Source organism: Cellulomonas septica (assembly GCF_012396155.1).
In the GTDB taxonomy this organism is placed as follows: domain Bacteria; phylum Actinomycetota; class Actinomycetes; order Actinomycetales; family Cellulomonadaceae; genus Cellulomonas; species Cellulomonas septica.
This window is the reverse complement of record NZ_JAAXOY010000004.1, coordinates 1-18,873: the sequence shown is the minus strand read 5'-3', so window position 1 is coordinate 18,873 and position 18,873 is coordinate 1. Positions and strand designations below refer to the sequence as shown.

The following is an 18,873-nucleotide window of genomic DNA, read 5'->3' as shown; positions in this document are numbered from 1 at the left end:
GAGCGGCCGCAACGTCGGCAGGCCCGCCGCCCCGCTCGGCATCCCCCTGCGGCACACCGCAGCGTCGCTGTTGATTGCAGCCGGGGCGGACGTGAAGGCTGTGCAGGTCATCCTCGGGCGATCGACCGCAACGATAACGATGGACCTGTATGGGCGCCTGTTCAGCGAGGCTCCGTGGGAGGCGATGGAGCGAATGCCGGTGATACCGCTCTTGCAGGCGACGTGGGCGATCGAATGGCCGCAACCTGTCAGTCCCTCGAAACTACGTACCGCGCCAGGAGACTCGTCCCGATACGACTGGTGCTAGCCGGCCGACTTGGCGCACCTCGACCGATTGCACTTCCAGCAGACCCCCTACTGCAGCCACCCGGTCCAGGTCTTGGCGCTCCAGCTGGAACCAAAGCCGGGCCTTCCCATGCGACCAGAGAAGCCGGGTCGCCCGGGCGTCCCCGCCTTACCGGGTCGACCCGGTACGCCACCGCGACCCGGCTTGCCGGGTCCGCCCGACGCTTCACGCGTGAACGCAACGACCGAGCCGCTGGAGTCCCAGAACTGTCCTCGCTCGAGCCATCCGACGTGCACGCCGCGGCGGGAGTAGACCGCGTCGTCGCGCGTCCAACCGACTACCTGGCCCTGAAGCGAATATAGGCGGTCGTCTTCGAACCACCCAGCCACCTGACCGCGCTGGTCCCAAACCGGATTCAGTGTCATGCCACCACCCAAGCACGCGCAACCGACATCGACTGGTCCGGGCCCGCTGCACGAATACGTGGCAGTGGTCGACCTCTGTACGTGCAAGGGCTGCCACGGTCCTGGGACCTCCTACGGGGAACGAGGCCGGTCGTGCAGCCTCGGCTTGCCCATCCACATCCTGAGGTCGACCGCCGACCAAACGCTGACCACGAGTCTTGATCGGCCACCCGTACCGTCGCGTCCGCGGCCGGCATGACCGCGCCCGAACTGCAACGACACTTGGTGGGCCTGTTCGGCTTCGACTGATGCTTGACGTCCGTGCTTCAGGTGATGCTTGACGCTCTGGATTCAGTGTTGCGGGTGGCTCTTGGTCGGGGAACCTCCTAGGGGTCGCTTGTCGCGGACGGGTCCAGTGCTGGTTCGGGCGACGGTGCGCAGGAGCTCGTTGCCGATCCAGAACTGCAGGGTGTCGGGGCCGACGAGGACGTCGCAACGTTCTCCGGCGCGGTGCATCCCGACGCTGACCTGCTGCCAGGAGACGCAGACCACGCCGTTCGTGGCGACCTTGCGAGCGACCCAGTGCGGGGCCCGAGCGGTCAGGTAAGCTGACCGGCTCGCGCCGGCGGGTTGTGGTGAACCTGGCCGCTGGCGTTGCCATCGCCAGGGACTTGTGCGGCCGGTCGCGGTTGTAGTGCTCGACCCACGCGTCGACCTCACGCTTGGCGGCGGCCAGGTCGGCGAAGAGCGTCCCGGTCAGCAGCTCGGCGCGCAGCGCGCGGTGGAACCGCTCGATCTTGCCGGTCGTGGTCAACGAGCGAGGCTGGGTCAGCAGGTGCTCGATGCCGTTGCGCCGGCAGATCGCGTCGAACAGCACCTCGGTCGGGGGATGGTTGAACCGGCCGGTGAAAACCTTGCCGTTGTCGGTCAGGACCTGCTCGGGACACCCGAACCGCTCCAGCGCCGCCGCGAACGCCTCACAGACCCGCTGCGTGCGCTCCCTGGCCATCACCGTGGCCACCAGGCAGAATCGGGAGTGGTCATCGATCCCGGTCACGCACTTCGCGCTCGTCCCGTCGGCCAGCCCAATCCCACCAAGTGTGTCCATCTGCCACAGCTCCATCGGCGCGCCCCGGTCCCAACGGCGCCAGTGCTCAGCCCTGCGGACCCGTGACCCGGGCTCGATCAGGCTCGCCCGACGCAGCGTTCGGTAGGCCGCCGACTCGCTGACCACCAGACCACGGCGGCCCAACTCATGAACGATCCGGCCGCGGACCCCACCCCGGATGAGCGCGCCGGGCCTCCAGGACCTCGACCTCGAGGACCGCGTCGAGCTGGTGCGGACAGCTCGCCGGCCGGTGCGAGCGGTCGACCAGACCCTCCAGCCCTTGCGCCTCCCAGCGCGCCAGCCACGTGTGTAGCGTCTGACGCGAGATCCCCCACGACGCCGCGACCTCGGTGATCGAACGGCCGTCGCCGACGACCGCCAGCACCGCCTTATACCGCTGCTCAGCCACGCTCAGCTCCCTCATGAGCGAGCGTCAAGCATCAGCCGACACAGGTGTCAAGCATCAGCCGAAACACCGTCACCCCTCAGCCGAAGCTGAAACGTCTAGGGCCAGCCGAATTACTACAAACAATCCGTGCGCCTGGGCAGATTCGAACTGCCGACACCCGCTTTAGGAGTTCGATCTTGGACTGTGGATAACGCGCTTACCTGCGGAAGTACATGCGGGTAGTTCCTGGGGTGACCCTGTTCCGGGGTGCTCGCTGACCACACGCTGCCCACCAACACGACCGATCAGCCGTCAGCCACGGGCCCAAACGGCCCGACCTACGGCAGCCCGGCCGATCTGCCAGGATCGGGCAGTGGCTATAGTCAAGTATCCCCGCTACCGGCAGTACGAGGGACAACGGATCCAGACCAACGACACCGTGATGGGGCTGCTGGCGGGATCGGCGCTCGCCTCCCGCACGCTAGGCCTCACCTCGGGCTCCGACCTTGTGCTGAGCCAGATCTTCCCGCAGATCCCGCACATTGAGCGGTTCAATCTGAAGACTGCGACCGCACAATCGGTACTGGACAACGCCGAGCCTCTACTGGGCATCTTGGCGGTCCCCCAGGTACTCGCCATTCACGAGGACCTGCTTCGGAGCATGCTCGAGCTTCTCGCCGAGGCTGAGCCCCGATTCAAGCCTCTCTTGGATAACTTCAAGACATTCAATGCCCATGAGCGAATCGAATCGGCCACGGGCGCCGCACTGAGCACAGAATCGGTCGCTCTGTTTCACTTGGTGCGAGTGGCACGGAACACGCACATCCACTCTGGAGGACGGGCGGATACGGCCCTGGTGAACAGGATTGAGGCAACGGAACCAGGGGTCATGGCGACGTGGCAGTCGATTACCCGCACACCGTTTCCCGCCTATCGGCTCGGCGACCCGGTAACGCTCGGACTCGCGGAGCTAATCGGAATCCTGGCTCTCACGAAGCGGTTGGCAGAGGAAGCCAACGTCGCTCTGCAGACCGCACTTCCTCGAAGCGTGTGGGCCACCATCGTCGTCCGCGACTGGGCATCAGAGGGCCACCGCGGGAACCGGGACCAAGAACCCCGTGCTCTCGTCGGATATGCGCGCCACAACTACGGCCCACTGCAACTCACCCCGGCGGAGCTCGAGGAGGCAAAGTCGGGACTGGCACCATAGAGCTCTGGGCCCTGGCCACAGTCGGCCAGGGCCCAGACTTCGAGAAAAACAGGGGCTCTACCGTTGAGCTACGGTCCTGCGAGGAACCGCCGGGATTTGAACCCGGATCTCCCTGGTTCTGCGGGCGCCTTCGGCATTGAACTGAAGCGGGGCCTATCCCGCGCCCACCCTCCGATGAGGGCGTCCGAAGTGTAGCAGTGGTGGCACGCGCAGTGACGGGCTGCACAAGCGACTCATCCATGCTGCGAGCGAGCCCAACGCCGGGCGCGGGACGAGCGAGTTCACAGCGCTGTCGTCGGAGTCACGCGAACGCTCGCGGGTTGCAGCCGTCGCACGCCGCCATCCGTGGTACTGCCGGGGCGAAGGCGACCACCGGAGCCTCAGGAGGAACCTGCCAAACGACGCTTGGGCGTACCGATACGACTCGCACGGGTTGTGGTCGCAGCTCGACTCCAGCCGCTACGCGCTCGCAAACGCCGGCACGCAGGAGAACGAAGCCGCCGAGCATCTACTCGCCACTTCAGGGGGGTCGAAGCCCTTGCGAAGCAGCTCTCCGCGCTGAGCCCGGCATCACTAGGGCTCGCTGGTGGAGAGGCGCCAGAATGGGTGCGTGTCAGTAACGACCGAGTGGATGCGGGCCCGACGCGAGCTGCTGCTCGAGTTGGCGGCGTTGCCCGCTACGGGCGACGTCCTGGACTGGCAACGGCGTCTGGCTAACGCCATCATCGAAGCCGAGAGCCCTCCTGACGGCACCGACCGAGTCGAGGCCAAGCGGCACCGACACCTGTTGCGCGTTATCGCTGACGGGCTTGTGCACGCGTTGCTGCCCGAGCACACCATCCGATCGCTTTCACGTCATCCCGGCAAGCCGCCCTCACTGTCCGCGCAAGGCACCGACTTTGATTTCGTCTTCGATCAAGCCGCCTCGCTCTTCAGCCTTGGCTTCGTCCCGATCATCGCGGACATAACCACGCTCATAGGCATCGGCGACATTGTCGGCTGGCAGAGCGATGGTGTCGTCGTACTGGAGTGCAAGAACCGCCCGGCCCCTGCACAGCAGGCGAGCATCGGGCGACTGGCTCGGCAGCGTCGCCGCGGTGAGCAAGTCGAGACGTATCTCACATCAAGCCGAGTCGACGAGGGTGACGTTGTGCGACAGGCCCACACGCTGTCGCTCCCAGGTCCCGACTGGGAAGCGGTCGCTGACCTACTAGAAAGACGAGATGCGTCGCCGTCTGGCACAGCAGCCTATTCACTCGGCCCGGCCGACACGCTCGTTGCCGCCACTTCGCGATCGACTTCGGAGGAGTTCATGGAGGCCGTGCCCAGTGCCCGAGGGACCGCGCAGATGGCTATTGCCTTCTACTCCGAGCTGTTTGAAGGGGCGAGCTACCGTCTGATGGCACCGTCCAGCTACCCAATCCAGGCTGATCATCGTTCACGGCTGCTCGAAGGGGAGCTCCAGCTGGTCAGGCTTTCAGATCTCGGGAGCCTCGCCGCCGATTTCCACCATGACGGTGCGGCAGTCGCGATGGTGCCGGAGCGCTCAAACGGCCGGCTCGACCTGCGGGTCGACGTCGACGGGCTGGAGCACACTAGGTTCACGCACCAGCTCGCTGAGTACTGCCTATGGATGCCGGTCCCTGTGGCGGCACTTCGCGAGACGCTGGTCGGGTACACCAGGGCGCTGCTCTCCGAGCAGGCATCGGGCGTGGAGATGCTCGACGACCTGACGCTCGCACCCGGTGACAACTTCAAGTACATGACGGTATACCGACCGGGCTGACGCCGAACCATGCTTGCGGTGCCGACCGAGCAAGAATGCCTCCGATCGCTTCGGCTGACGCAGTCCGTCGGCGCCGGTGAGCGGAGCGGGAAGGCTAGGTGCGATGAGGAGCGCGGCGGCGACCCCACCTTCGTGCTGCCCTCCTGAGCAACCACGTCCGCGCAGTGCCGGCGACGCTGCCCGGTCACGCGTACGCACAGCTTCCCCCGATCACGGCGTCACCGCTTCGATGTGCCCACGTCGCCGCACGTAAACGCCTACGTCAACAACCTGCCCCCCGTCGTCCCAAATCTATCGACGACCAGAAACGCCTTCCCAAGCTCGTTGAGAGTCAGTTCCAGCCGCCAGAAATCCACTTCCCCGGCGCCATTGGCGTAGGGCCGCAGGCCTTGCTTCTGCCTGCTGGCACGCCACTCTTCAAAGCCCTCACTCGCGAAACGGTCTCCCTCACTGTCGTAGAAGACGCACTCGGCTTCGTACGCGTCGTACTCCGCGTCGTCGTAGGTCTCCTCGTGCACCTGCACGTCGGCCCACGCGAATAGCCGCGGCAGCACATCGGCATAGCTTGCGAGACCCAGGAGCACGCCCCAATTCGCTAGTTCTTCGGGCTTCTTGCCGTCTTCGTTGTCCAGTCCGAGCGAGATCGAGCCACGGCCGGACGTCTTGTTGATCCACTCCTCAATATCCACCACCAGCCGCCTTCCGCTGGCCAGCAGTTCCATCCAGGGCTTCGCCAACTGCAGCTGGCGGATACGGAGGACATACGGGTCGCCCTCAGCGGCCGCGCGCAGCGCATCCGCGGCGCTTGCGTCGAGCACCTGATCTTCCGGCACAAGCAGCTTCCAGCCGCCAGTAGACGTTGGCGACAGCGTCTGGCGGTTCACCAACTGCCAGTAGCAGCGCTTCGTGTCGGGGTGGTACAGGACCACCGCGACCGGCAGAGAGTGGTTGAGCCAGTAGGCCACATGATCGGCATTCGGCCGGAACCACCAGCCGCCAGGCGCGGCCTCCCGAAACCAGCTCGGACCGCCCTTGATCTGCAGGGCAACCAGCCGGCCCCGTACGTCCTCGCCGTCGACGACCTCAGCGTGCGCGTCGATTCCGTAGTCTTCGGTCGGCTGCTCGCGGAACAGCCAACCCAGCGCGCTCTGGATGGCCAGCTGAGTGTAGGTCACTCCCTCGCTGGCGACCTTGGCAGAAGGCTTGCGGCGCATACCGACATCCTCCCCGGTCCGGGCGCCCCTGAGGGCTGCAGATGCTGGAGTGGCCCCGGACAACGCAAGCGCCCGCGAACGTCCGTCCACGTCCTTGCCAGACCGTCCACGTCCTGAGATCGGTCGCTGACCACACGCTGACCGATGTCCGGCAAATCGAACACCGCCCGACCGCGGCCGCGGCGTCCATGTAGCCCCTGAGCTGCGATAACACCTGTGTGCGCCTGGGCAGATTCGAACTGCCGACACCCGCTTTAGGAGAGCGGTGCTCTATCCCCTGAGCTACAGGCGCTCGGGCTCGTGGAACCCGTGCGGCGCCGGCGGCCCTGAGGCGTGCCGACGCGGTGGTCAGCCTACCGGCACGCCATGGCGCCGAGTCGTCCGCCCGTCGGAGTGGTGACGTGCCGTGGCCGACCGGACGCGCGCACGGGAGACGACGCGAGAGGGCGGGCTCCCATCAGAAGCCCGCCCTCTCCGTTCCACGTCACCGCGGTGTTGCGTCCGTGCCCCTCAGCGACCCCAGAGGCGACGCGGTGGTGCGACCGTCAGCGCTGCAGGGTCAGCAGGCCGGGCCGGTACGGCAGCAGGCCGTAGTCGCCACCGGACGACGGCGAGCGGCCCTGGTAGAGCAGCTGCAGGTTGCAGGGGTCGATGGTGTTGGTCTGGTCCGCGGAGGTGCGGATCAGCTCACCGTGACTGATGTCGTTCGTCCACGTCGCACCGCTGTTGGCCTTGCCGGCGAACGGGCGGCTCTCGGTCGCAGCCTGGGGCGTCCACGTCCCGGAAAGGCTGGTGGCGGTGAACGAGCGGAAGTACCGACCGTTGGCGCCGATGGCCTCGACGATCATCAGGTAGAGGTTCTGGTCCTTGACCTTGTACACCTGGGGCGCCTCGAACAGGTTGTTCGTGGTGTCGCTCATGACGACGGTCGAGGAGGACCCGAACGAGCCGGGGAAGTTCCCGATCGGCATGCTGGCGCGGTAGATCTTGCCGTTGTCGCCGGCGAAGAACAGGTACATGTTCTGGCTGTCACCGATGACGGTCTGGTCGATCGGGCCGGTGCCGGAGCCGCTGATGGAGCCGGAGAACAGGGTCTGCGGCGACGACCAGCCGTTGGCGTTCGTGGGGTTGCTCGACGTGCGGTAGGAGAACGCCGCGCCGCCCCACTGGTAGGCGAGCACCCAGATGTTCTTGGGCGCGAAGTAGAACAGCGAGGGCGCGACCGTCCCGGACGACATGGCGTTCTGCGACGCGGAACCCAGCTGGGAGAAGTTCGAGACGAGCCCGAAGTTCATCGAGCCCCACGACGTGCCGAAGTCGTGCGTCGTCGCGTAGACGAGGTGCTGGCCGTTGTACGGCGCGGTCGTGAAGTCCTTGAGCGAGGCCCAGCCGGACCGCGGCTGCGCGAGCGCACCGGTGGAGGACCAGCGGTAGCTCGACGGGAGGGAACACTGACCGGTGGGCGGCGGCGTGGTCGGGTCCGTGCCCCCGCCGAGGCGCACGAGCTGCCACTGCTGGTTGGCGCCGTTCCAGTCGGCGTACTGGACGACGGCGGCACCGTCGGAGCCGGACGCGCCCTGCACCTCGACGGCCTTGCCGCTGTGCCGGGCGATGAGCTGGATGTACCCGTCGATGTCCTGGATGCTGAACTGCTGGTTCGTCGAGTTCGCGTCGGACCACTGGATGACGGCGGCGCCGTCAGCCGTCGAGCGGCTCGAGATGTCGAGGACCTTGCCCGACAGCTTGGACTTCAGGCGGTAGTAGCCGCCGCCGGAGTCGACGAACTGCCACTGCTGCTGGGAGCCGTCGTTGCGCGCCCACTGCACGATCTTCGCGCCGTCGGTCGTCGCGAGGTTGTAGACGTCGAGCGCCTTGCCGCTGCTGCGGTTGACCAGCACGTACGACGCGTTGGTGTCGATCGACGCGGCCTGCGCCGGCGGCGACGCCGTCACCGCGGCGACCATGCCGGCGGCGGCGACGCTCAGCACCATCAGGCCCGCCTGCAGGCGTCGCCGCCCGCTCACGACGAGCGTTCCTGGGGTCGTTCTCATGTGTGTCCCACTCCTTCGGGGGTCTCGGGGGTGGGGTGCCCGGTCGGCACCCCACCCCGGTGAGAGGTGTCGGTCAGCCGACGCGGACGAGCTGCCACTGCTGGTTGGCGCCGTTCCAGCTCGAGTACTGGACGATGTTGGCGCCGTCGGCCGTCGAGGCGCCCTGCACCTCGAGGGCCTTGCCGCTGAGGCGGCTGATCAGGGTCGCGTAGCCGTTGGTGATGGTGACGCGCCACTGCTGGTTGGCGCCGTTGTTGTCGGTCCACTGGACGATGGCGCCGCCGTCGGCGGTTGACTTGCCGGACACGTCGAGGTTCTTGCCCGACAGCCGCGACTTGACCTCGTAGTAGCCGTCGCTGTTCAGCTGGAACTGCCACTGCTGCTGGTTGCCGTCGTTGCGGCTCCACTGCGTGATGCGGGCGCCGTCGTTCGTCGCGAGGTTGTAGACGTCGAGGGCCTTGCCGCTGTTGCGGTTGACCAGCACGTACCAGGCGCCGGCCTCGATCGAGGAGCTGCCACCGGGGTCCGGGTTGTTGGTGCCGGCGTTGAGCGCGTTGAGGACCGAGGTGTACGCCGCCTTCTTGTTGCCCGACGAGTCGAACAGCAGCGGGTTGGCACCGGTGCGCCACGAGTCGGAGTCGCGCACACCCCACACCGTGATGCCGGTGCAGCGCGCGACCGCGAGGCACGCGTTGGTCACCTGGGCGTACATGTTCGCCTGGTTGCCGCCCTGCTGGATGTCCAGCTCGGTGAGCTGCACGTCGACGCCCAGGTCGGAGAAGCGCTGCAGGTTCGCCTGGAAGTCACCGGGCAGGCTGGTGCCGAGGTGCGCCTGGAAGCCGACGCAGTCGATCGGCACGCCGCGCGACTTGAAGTCGCGGACCATGTTGTAGACGGCGGTCGACTTCGCGTTGATGCCGTCAGTGTTGTAGTCGTTGTAGCAGAGCTTCGCGCCCGGGTCGGCCGAGCGGGCGGCGCGGAACGCGGCCTCGATCCAGTCGTTGCCGGTGCGCTGCAGGTTCGAGTCGCGACGGCTGCCGCGCCCGTCGTCGGCGAACGCCTCGTTGACGACGTCCCAGGCGTAGATCTTGCCGCGGTAGTACGACGCGACCTGCGTGACGTGGTTGATCAGCGCGCTGCGCAGCGCGGAGCCCGACATGTTCTGCATCCAGCCGGGCTGCTGGGCGTGCCACGCGAGGGTGTGCCCGCGCACGCGCTTGCCGTTGTTCAGCGCCCAGTTCACGATGCGGTCGCCGTTGGTGTAGCTGAAGCGGCCCTGCGACGGCTCCGTCGCGTCCATCTTCATCTCGTTCTCGGCCGTGATCATGTTGAACTCGCGGTTCGCGATGTTGAGGTACGTGCTGTCGCTCATCCGCCCCGCCGCGATCGCGGTGCCGTAGTACCGGCCCTTCTCCGCCGCCGACGCGCCGAGCGTCGACGCGGCCTGCGCCGGGCCCGCCACGGCGGCGAACGTCGTGAGCACCAGGCCGGTCGTGGCCGCCAGGGCCGCGACCCGTGGTCGCCATCCGTGGCGTCGGGTCTGGTGATTCGTGTGCATCGTCACTCGCTCTCTGCCGGGACGGCGCACCGGTGCGCCGTCGGACTGGGGCACGCCTCGTCAGGGCGTGGTGAGGTCGAAGCTGCGGACCGTGACGGCTCCGCCGAGGGCTCGGGTGGCGTAGTTGAAGATCCCGAACCGGTAGCCCATGAAGAACTCCCACGAGTTGTTCAGGGTGAACGAGGGCCCCAGCGGGACGAAGTTCGTCCCGTCGGTGCTGTAGGAGAACGTCGCCGTCCGGCCGGAGCCGGGGCGGATGTCGGCCTTCGCGCGCAGCCAGATCCGGCCGCCGCTGACGGTGGCGCCGGCGCGTTCGACGCCCGTGCCGGTGGTCGCCCAGGAGCTGTTCATCGTGAGCCCGTCGGTCATCACGACGCGTGTCTGACCGTTGTTCTTGACCACGCCGATCCAGGCCGACGACTGCCGCAGCATCGCCAGGCCCGACCGGTCACCATCGGCCATCGTCGAGTAGTCGAGCTCGATCGTCGCCGTCGACGTCGGACCCTGGATGCGGTGCGTCAGCGTGTTGCGGGCGTTGTAGAGGTCGTTCGTGACGGTGGCCGTCTGAAGCCGCAGGCCGTTGTTCACGCTGAACCGGCTGGTGTCGGGGTTGTGGTTCCACTCCCACCGGTGGCCGAGCGTCGGGCCCGTGAAGGTGTCGCGGCCGATCATCGACGCGACCGTCTTGGTCGTCGAGATCCGCGGCTTGTCGTACGTCTGGCCCCACCGGCCGTTGACCGTCTGCACCGACGGCCACCCGTCAGCGCTCCAGGTCAGCGGCGCGAGCGTCGGGACGCGGCCGCCCGGGTACGCGTCGGTGAACGCCATGTACCACCAGTCGCCCGCCTGCGTCTGGACGATCCCGCCCTGGTGGGGCACTCCCCCGCCCGAGATCGGACCGGGCAGGTCGAGCAGCACCTGCCGCATCTCGTACGGGCCGAACGGCGACGACGACCGCAGCACGTACTGGCCGTTCGCCGGCCGCGTCAGCCAGATGTAGTAGTAGCCGTTGCGCTTGTAGAAGCGCGCGCCCTCGAGGGTCCCGACGCTCGACGGCGTCTGGAACACCTGCTGCGCGCGCACCTGCGCGGTGCCGTCCGCGTTGAGCTGCGCGACGCTGATCGTGCCGTTGCCGTACGCGACGTACATCGTGTCGTTGTCGTCGACCAGCAGGCCCGCGTCGTAGTAGCAGCCGTTGATCCGGGCCTTCTTGGTCCAGGTCCCGTCGACCCCGGGCGCCGTGTACACGTACGTGCGGTTGAACTCCGTGCAGCCCAGCCAGTAGTAGGTGCTGTTGCTCTTGCGGTAGGTCAGCGCCGACGCCCAGATGCCCTTGACGTACTTGCGCCCGCCGTTGAGGTCGTACCCGCTGTCGTCGAAGTCGAGCCGCGGCACCGAGTGGCCGGCGTACTCCCAGTTGACGAGGTCGTACGAGCGCAGGATCGGCGCGCCCGGCGAGTAGTGCATGGTCGACGCGGAGTAGTAGTAGGCGTCGCCGACGCGGATGATGTCGCCGTCGGCGAAGTCCTGCCAGACGACGGGGTTGGTGAACGTCCCGGTCGGGTTGGGGTTCGGGTCTGTGCCGCCCACGCGGACGAGCTGCCACTGCTGGTTGGCGCCGTTCCAGTCGGCGTACTGCACGACGTTGGCGCCGTCCGCCGTGGACGCTCCCTGGACCTCGACGGCCTTGCCGCTGTGCCGCGCGATGAGCTGGATGTAGCCGTCGACGTCCTGGACGCTGAACTGCTGGTTGGTGGAGTTCGCGTCGGTCCACTGGATGACGGCGGCGCCGTCCGCGGTCGACCGGGCGTTGATGTCGAGCACCTTGCCGGACAGCTTCGACTTGAGGCGGTAGTAGCCGCCGCCGGAGTCGACGAACTGCCACTGCTGCTGCGCGCCGTCGTTGCGCGCCCACTGCACGATCTTCGCGCCGTCCGTGGTCGCCAGGTTGTAGACGTCGAGGGCCTTGCCGCTGCCGCGGTTGACCAGGACGTACGACGCGGAGGTGTCGATCGACGCCGCCTGCGCGGGAGGTGCCGCGGTCGCCGTGAGGGCGGCCGTGGCGGCCAGCGTCAGGACGAGCGCGCCGGCCCAGCTCCGCCGTCGTCGTCGGGATGTTGCCGTGCTCGGGGTCGAACCGCTTCGCTCACGAAAGTCGACGTCGTCGTCGCTCATGGCCGTCTCCAGGTGCGGGTGTGAGGGCTCACGCGTCGCCGTGTGTTAGCGCTAACACGGCAGGACGCGGACACTCTGGCACGGAGCAGGGCAGAACCGACCGGGTGCAAAACGATTCGGAGGCGGGCAGTTCTTCACCGATGAAGGGACCGGACCGTTTCGGGACGCCCGCGGCGGCGGTGCGGTGGCGCGTCGAAGCGGTGCGTCACCCGAATCCGGCGGGCGCAGGCGCGACGGCCTGCTCTGCTCGCGCGGAGACAGCGCCGACGACAACCTCAGCGTCGGCCGGAGCCTGCGCGAAACGGCGTCAGCTCACCGACCGGCTGGGTGACGCCGTCAGCTCACGCAGAGGCAGAACGGGTGACCCGCCGGGTCGAGGAACACGCGGAAGGTCTCCCCCGGCTGGTACTCGGCCTTCGTCGCACCGAGCGCCAGCACCTCCGGCTCGGCCGCATCGAGGTCCTGCACGATCACGTCGAGGTGCATCTGCTGCGGCACGTCCTGACCCGGCCACTGGGGCGGTGTGAACGCCTCGACCCGCTGGAACGAGATGCACTGAGTGCTCCCCTCGCGGATCTCCGCCCAGCCCTCATCGCCGGACACCTCCCAGCTCAGGAGCCCCCCGTAGAACCGCGCGAGCGCCGGCGGGTCGGGGCAGTCGATGACGAGACCGGGGTATCGGGCGATGGCCATGCGCCGGACGCTACGCCCCGCCACCGACACCCTCGATCGCTGCTCTGTCGGATGACTCGTGGGTGCTGGCTTGTCCACAGATTCGAGCCGACCCCACCGCCACCTGTCCGGTTTCGGTAGTTTCGCGCCCATGCTTCGACGACGAACTGCGCAGGGGGCGTTCGCCATCGCACTGCTGGCTGGTGTCCCGTCCATGACCTCATGCACGACGATCGCCCCGTCCGACGACGGCTCGACCACGTCCTCGAGCCCGACGGGCTCCGCCGCGTCCGCCAGCCCCACGGCGCCGTCCGGCCCGGACGCGCCCCCGGAGCGCGATCCGGCGATGGACACGCCAAGCGCTGACGGCGCTGCGGCCCTGGCCGAGTACTTCATCGGCGTGTACGAATACGCCTACACCACCGGCGATACGGCTGAGCTGGACCGCCTGTCGAGCGACTCCTGCAGCTTCTGTCATTCGGCGATCAGCGACATCCACCAGAGCCGCGCCGCTGGCGAGACCGAGGAGGGCGGAGGGGCTGTCGTCGAGTACGCCGACGGCGCCGAGGTCTCCCCGTCCGAGTGGTACACCGCGACCTTGCGGGTGAAGCAGCTCGCATCGACGCGTCGCTCGGCGACCGGTGAGGTCGTCGTGCAAGATCCGGAGAGCAAGTCCGACCTCTACTTCGCGCTCAGCTGGACCGACGGCTGGCAAGTAGACGCGGTCGACGTCATGGAGTCCGGCAGCCTCACGCCGTCATGATGAAGCGAATCGGCGTCGTCACAGTCGCGCTCTCGGCGGCCGCGATCCTTGCGACCACGTCAGTCTCGGAGCCCGGCCGGGACTTCCAGCACCACGGCGGTACGTCCGGCACGCGCGAAGCCATCGATCTGGCGAGCCAACGTGCGGCCGCGGCCGCTGCGCGAGCCAGGGGTGTCGCGGCCGCTCAGCCCGGCCGGCATCCGGAGTACCAGCGGGCAGCCGCATGTCGAGAGGCCGCCGGCAGATGGGTGAAGGGCAACGTCGACGGCTCGTGTCCAACCGGGATCGACGAAGCCCTGACCATCGACTGCGGCGGCGAGGCATACCAGCTGCCCCTGTGGCGCCGGATCCCGATCGGTCCGGTGGGCTGGAGCCCTTGGCAGCAGATCGATGCCGGTGGGTGCGGTGACCTCCGGCCCGTGTTCACCGTCGACGACTTCCGGCGGTTGCCGCTGGCGGCGCCCGTGCTGATCCTCCAGCCGGATCGAGGGTGGGTGCTGGTCAACAAGGAGACGATCGTCCGGACGGAGCGCGTCGAGCAGACGTTCCAGACCGACCTCGCCGGCTACGACGTCGAGGTCGTCGCGACCCCAGAGCGGTTTCACTACGACTTCGGCGACGGCACCGACCTCTGGACGCGGTCAGCCGGGCACCCCTACCCCGATCACGACACGTTCCGCATGTACGAGGACACCGGCACCTTCCGGGTCACGCTCACGACCGAGTGGTCAGGCCGCTACCGGATCGCGGGCGACGACACCTGGTATCCGGTGACCGGTACGGCGCAGACGTCGACGACGAGCGCACCGTTCGAGGTCGTCGAGCGCCGGTCACGGCTCGTCGACGACCTCTGCACCGACGTCCCCAAGCCCGACGACTGTTGACGTGGAAGCCGCGTCGCGTCGGCCGCGACACGGCTTCCACTTCGTGCCGAGACGCTGACAGCCGCTGCAGTGAGCGCCCAGCCGGGGCGATGGCGGCCGGGCGCCGAGGAGCCGAGGGGCGAGGGACTACGACCCCGGGGACGACGAAGCCCCGGACCCGAGGAGAGTGGAGGGGTCCGGGGCCGCGTCGCCGCGCCGGCGCGCGCTACTTCAGGCCGTTGTTGATGGCCGTGATGAGCTCGCCGTTCGTGGTGTCACCCGACAGCTCCCAGAAGAAGGCGCCGCCGAGGCCCTGGCTCTTGGCCCACGACATCTTCCCGTTGATGGTCGACGGGGTGTCGTAGCTCCACCACTCGCTGCCGCACTTGGCGTACGCGGTGCCGCCGACGGTGCCGGTGGCCGGGCAGCGGTTCTTGAGGACCTTGTAGTCCTCGATGCCCTGCTCGTACGTGCCGGGGGCGGGTCCGGTCGCGGAGCCGCCGGGGGCGGTCTGCGAGACACCGTTCCAGCCGCGGCCGTAGAAGCCGATGCCGAGCAGGATCTTGCTCGACGGGACGCCCTTGGCCTTGAGCTTCGCGACCGCGTCGGCGGAGTTGAAGCCGGCCTGCGGGATGCCCGGGTACGACGTGAGCGGCGAGTGCGGGGCGGTCGGGCCCTGCGGGTTGAACGCGCCGAAGTAGTCGTAGGTCATGGGCATGATCCAGTCGAGCTTCTGCGCCGCGGTGGCGTAGTCGGTGGCGTCGATCTTGCCGCCGTTGCTGCCGTCCGCGGTGATCGCGGCGGTGACGAGCGCCTTCGAGCCGAACTTGTTCCGCAGGGCGGTCACCACGTTGTTGAAGGCCTGCGGGCCGCTGCTGTCGCAGCTCAGACCGCACGCGTTCGGGTACTCCCAGTCGACGTCGATGCCGTCGAACACGTCGGCCCAGCGCGGGTCCTCGACGAGGTTGTAGCAGGACTCGGCGAAGGCGGCCGGGTTCTGCGCGGCCTGCGTGAAGCCGCCGGACCAGGTCCAGCCGCCGAACGACCAGATGACCTTGAGGTGGGGGTACTTCTTCTTGAGCTCGCGCAGCTGGTTGAAGCTGCCGCGCAGCGGCTGGTCCCACGTGTCGGCGACGCCGTCGACGCTCTCGGCCGCGGTGTAGGCCTTGTCGTAGTCGGCGTAGGAGTCGCCGATCGTGCAGCGGCCGCCCGTGGTGTTCCCGAAGGCGTAGAGGATGTGCGTGAGCTTCGACGCCGAGCCGCTCGTGTCGATGTTCTTCACGTGGTAGTTGCGGCCGTAGACGCCCCACTCCGCGAAGTAGCCGACGACCTTCTGGCCGGACGGCGTGCCCGGGTCGGTCGGGGTCGGCGTCGGCGTGGTGGGCGTCGGCTTCGGAGTGGTGGGGGTGGGAGTCGGCGTCGGGCTGGTCGGCGACGGGCCGGGCCCGCCGGTGCACGCGCCGCCGTTGACGGTGCAGCCGGTCGGCTGCTTGAACGCGCCGGAGGCGACGTAGCCCCACGACTGCGTGGCGCCGGGGGCGAGCGCGCCGGCCCAGCTCTTGCCGGTGACGCGGTAGTGGTTGCCGCTGCGGGTCACGTCGGCGTCCCACGAGCTCGTGATCTGCACGCCGCTGGGCAGGTCGAACTCGAGGGTCCACGTCGGGATCGAGGCGGTGGTGCCGTTGTTGACCTTCACCGACACCTCGTGACCGGTGCCCCAGTCGCCGGTGGAGGTGAACGTGGCGGTGAGGGAGCCGGCGGCGGTGGCCGCGGTGGGCAGGCTCGCGGCGACGAGCGCGGCGATGACGCCGGTGACGGCTGCGATCGCCGTCGCGGCGAGCGCCCGTCGGCGTCGTGAGGGTCGGTGGAACCGGGGACGCATGTGGCCTCCTGGGGGGACGGGTGGAACCGGGCGATTTGTAAAGATCACTCACTAATGGTTCACTTGCGACAGTAGCGACGGCCCGGAAGGGCGGTCAACGACGTCGCGCGCACCCGAACCTGGCGGTGTCCGTCCCCGCCGCGTTCGCAGGAGTGCAGGTCAGCGGCATGTGAACAACTGCGTTGACGCTGGTCACGAGCCCTGAGACCGCTCCCACGGACACGTGTCACCGATTGTGGGGCAAACGGTTGCTCGCCTCGGCCGACCGGGCGAATTGATCACTCGAACGAGTGAGACCCGAGCCACTCGTTCGTGTGGGTGGTCGGTCGTAGCGTCGACCTCGCGAGGACGGCTCGACGGCACCGACGGCACATGCGGGACGAGCCGCGCCGCGGCACACCGCACACCGCACACCGCACACCGCACACCGCACACCGCACACCGCACACGACTATCCACACGAGGGGACGACCGTGCAGCGCACCTACCCCGAAGGCGTGACGTCCTGGGTGGACGTCGAGCAGGACGACGTCGAGGCCGCGATCCAGTTCTACGGCGCAGTCCTCGGCTGGACGTTCCACGACGCGACACCGCGGGACGCGCCCGTGCGGTACGTCATCGCCCAGGTCGACGGGCAGGACGCGGCCGGCATCGGCGGCCCGGCGACACCGGCGGGCACGGCGCCCGCCGACCCGTCGTGGCAGACGTACGTCGCGGTCGACGACGTCGCGGCGGCGCTCGCGCGCATCGAAGCCGCAGGCGGCACCCTCACGACGGGCCCCACGGTCGCGGGCGAGGGCGGCACGTGGGCCGCGTTCACCGACCAGCAGGGCGCCGGCCTGCGGCTGTGGCAGGCCCGTCGCCGGCTCGGCGCGCAGATCACCAACGCACCGGGGACGTGGAACTTCAGCGACCTGCACACCCCGGACCCCGCGGCCGCAAGCGAGCTGTACGGACGCGCGTTCGGGTGGGAGCTGAGCGACTTCGGCTTCGGGACGATGATCCGCGTCCCCGGCTACGGCGACCACCTCGCCGCCACCGTCGACCCCGACATCCACGAGCGGCAGAAGGCGGTCTCGGCCCCGCCCGGGTTCGCCGACGCGATCGGCTGGGTCGTGCCCGCGGCACCCGACGAGCCGCCCCACTGGCACGTCACCTTCGCCGTCGCCGACCGTGACGCGACCGCCGCGCTCGTCGAGCAGCACGGTGGGACCGTCCTCGGCACCGACGACTCCGACTGGACCCGGACCGTCACGGTGCGCGACCCGCAGGGCGCCGTCTTCACCGCGAGCCAGTTCACGCCGCCGGCATGACGGGCCGACGCTCCCCCGTCCTCGACGACCGTGCCAGGCTGACGCCGTGACGACGGACGAGCGCGAGATCGCCGAGCTCACGCGGCTGGTGCGGGAGTTCTCCACCGAGCGGGACTGGCAGCAGTTCCACGACCCCAAGTCCGTGATCCTCGCCCTGGTCGGCGAGGTCGGCGAGCTCGCCGAGCTGTTCCAGTGGGTGCGCGCCGACGACGCGATCGCGACGTTCGCGGTGCCCGAGCGCAAGGCCCGTGCGGGCGAGGAGATGGCCGACGTGCTCATCTACCTCGTGTGCCTCGCGGACGTGCTCGGTGTCGACCTGGGCGCAGCCGCACGCGCGAAGCTCGCCGCGTCGCACGTCCGCTTCGCCGCCGACGAGGTCCGGGGACGCGCACCCGACAAGCCCTGACCCGACGACGTCACCGCGGGCCGGCCCGGCCAAGCCGGCACACCACCGCGACAGGCCCGGAGCAGGCGCGCCTCCCGCCCTGGCGCAGTACCGGGGCCACCGCCACACTCGACGCATGCCAGCAGCGCACGACCGGACCGCGGAACCGTCCGCCGGGCCACGCGTGTGCGTCCTCGCGCCGACGCCGCTGCTCACCGTGACGATCGAGCCCCCGACCAGCGAGGAGTCGCACCCCGAGGTCCACGTGCACGCCGGTGGGCAAGGGCTGTGGGTCGGCCGCATGGCGGTGTCGCTCGGCGCGGAGGTCGTGGTCTGCGGGCCGTTCGGCGGCGAGACGGGCACGGTGCTCGCGCACCTCGCGGAGGTCGAGCGCCTGCGGGTCCGACCGACCGCGTACGCCGGCGGCAACGGCGCCTACGTGCACGACCGCCGCGACGGCGACCGTCGGGAGCTCGCCGAGACACCGCCGCACCCGCTCGACCGGCACGAGCTCGACGACCTCTACGGCACCGTCCTCGTCGAGGCGATGGACGCCGACATCACCGTCCTCACCGGTGCCGACCCGCCGCGGATCCTCCCCGCCGCGGTCGTCGGACGGCTCGCGGGCGACCTGCGGGCCGCCGGGCAGACGGTCGTCGCGGACCTGTCGGGTCGCGCCGCCGCGGCCTTCGCGGACGCGGGCGGGGCGGTGCTCAAGATCAGCCACGAGGAGCTGCTGGAGGGCGGGTTCGCCGACTCCGACAGCCTCGACGACCTGCGCGAGGGCGCCCGACGGCTCGTCGAGCGCGGGCTCG

Annotated in this window: 14 protein-coding genes, 1 tRNA gene and 1 pseudogene; 7 read left to right on the top strand and 9 right to left on the bottom strand. The window is 68.8% G+C overall.

Features of this window, described 5'->3' with window-relative positions; all coding sequences use genetic code 11:
- Positions 1-354 precede the first annotated feature (354 nt).
- The gene (locus HGA02_RS21780) at positions 355-711 is read right to left on the bottom strand and encodes a 4-fold beta flower protein (RefSeq protein ID WP_425483020.1); all 357 of its coding nucleotides are present in this window, start codon (positions 709-711) and stop codon (positions 355-357) included.
- A 330-nt stretch (positions 712-1,041) separates the two neighbouring features.
- Positions 1,042-2,222, bottom strand: a pseudogene (locus HGA02_RS00945) (IS481 family transposase).
- 337 nt (positions 2,223-2,559) lie between these two features.
- Here HGA02_RS00945 and HGA02_RS00940 point away from each other — a divergent pair.
- A complete protein-coding gene (locus HGA02_RS00940) occupies positions 2,560-3,396 on the top strand; it encodes a hypothetical protein (protein WP_168676574.1) in 837 nt (278 codons plus the stop codon).
- 610 nt (positions 3,397-4,006) lie between these two features.
- The gene (locus HGA02_RS00935) at positions 4,007-5,182 is read left to right on the top strand and encodes a hypothetical protein (protein WP_168676570.1); all 1,176 of its coding nucleotides are present in this window, start codon (positions 4,007-4,009) and stop codon (positions 5,180-5,182) included.
- A gap of 257 nt (positions 5,183-5,439) precedes the next feature.
- On the opposite strand, the gene HGA02_RS00930 is transcribed toward HGA02_RS00935, so the two are convergent.
- The 6 genes from HGA02_RS00930 to HGA02_RS00905 form a co-directional block, all read right to left on the bottom strand.
- Entirely contained in the window at positions 5,440-6,396 is a 957-nt protein-coding gene (locus HGA02_RS00930; protein WP_168676565.1) for a DUF4365 domain-containing protein, read from the bottom strand.
- Between the two features lie 219 nt (positions 6,397-6,615).
- Positions 6,616-6,688: transfer RNA gene (locus HGA02_RS00925), tRNA-Arg, on the bottom strand.
- Positions 6,689-6,941: 253 nt separating this feature from the next.
- Complete coding sequence (locus tag HGA02_RS00920; RefSeq protein ID WP_168676561.1) at positions 6,942-8,447, bottom strand: non-reducing end alpha-L-arabinofuranosidase family hydrolase; 1,506 nt, start codon at positions 8,445-8,447, stop codon at positions 6,942-6,944.
- Between the two features lie 73 nt (positions 8,448-8,520).
- Positions 8,521-9,930: a glycoside hydrolase family 10 protein gene (locus HGA02_RS00915; protein WP_425483019.1), complete on the bottom strand. Its 1,410-nt coding sequence runs from the start codon at positions 9,928-9,930 to the stop codon at positions 8,521-8,523.
- A gap of 135 nt (positions 9,931-10,065) precedes the next feature.
- The gene (locus HGA02_RS00910) at positions 10,066-12,180 is read right to left on the bottom strand and encodes a family 43 glycosylhydrolase (protein ID WP_168676554.1); all 2,115 of its coding nucleotides are present in this window, start codon (positions 12,178-12,180) and stop codon (positions 10,066-10,068) included.
- Between the two features lie 336 nt (positions 12,181-12,516).
- Positions 12,517-12,873 (bottom strand): VOC family protein, encoded by a 357-nt coding sequence (locus tag HGA02_RS00905; protein WP_168676550.1) that lies wholly within the window; start codon positions 12,871-12,873, stop codon positions 12,517-12,519.
- A gap of 193 nt (positions 12,874-13,066) precedes the next feature.
- On the opposite strand from HGA02_RS00905, the gene HGA02_RS00900 reads away from it, so the two are divergent.
- Positions 13,067-13,615 carry a DUF6318 family protein gene (locus HGA02_RS00900; protein WP_168676547.1) on the top strand — a complete coding sequence of 183 codons (549 nt, stop codon included), beginning with the start codon at positions 13,067-13,069 and terminating at the stop codon, positions 13,613-13,615.
- A complete protein-coding gene (locus tag HGA02_RS00895; RefSeq protein ID WP_246247253.1) occupies positions 13,615-14,499 on the top strand; it encodes a hypothetical protein in 885 nt (294 codons plus the stop codon). The genes HGA02_RS00900 and HGA02_RS00895 overlap by 1 nt, the downstream gene beginning before the upstream one ends.
- Positions 14,500-14,704: 205 nt before the next feature.
- On the opposite strand, the gene HGA02_RS00890 is transcribed toward HGA02_RS00895, so the two are convergent.
- Positions 14,705-16,360, bottom strand: coding sequence for a glycosyl hydrolase family 18 protein (locus HGA02_RS00890; RefSeq protein WP_124344262.1), 1,656 nt, complete (start codon positions 16,358-16,360; stop codon positions 14,705-14,707).
- Positions 16,361-16,857: 497 nt separating this feature from the next.
- On the opposite strand from HGA02_RS00890, the gene HGA02_RS00885 reads away from it, so the two are divergent.
- The 3 genes from HGA02_RS00885 to HGA02_RS00875 all read left to right on the top strand — a co-directional run.
- On the top strand, positions 16,858-17,673 hold the full coding sequence (locus HGA02_RS00885) for a VOC family protein (protein ID WP_343035183.1): 816 nt from the start codon (positions 16,858-16,860) through the stop codon (positions 17,671-17,673).
- Between the two features lie 46 nt (positions 17,674-17,719).
- Positions 17,720-18,079 carry a nucleotide pyrophosphohydrolase gene (locus tag HGA02_RS00880; protein WP_218051293.1) on the top strand — a complete coding sequence of 120 codons (360 nt, stop codon included), beginning with the start codon at positions 17,720-17,722 and terminating at the stop codon, positions 18,077-18,079.
- 115 nt (positions 18,080-18,194) lie between these two features.
- Positions 18,195-18,873: 1-phosphofructokinase family hexose kinase (locus tag HGA02_RS00875; protein WP_168676542.1), on the top strand; the 679-nt coding region annotated here is incomplete at its 3' end.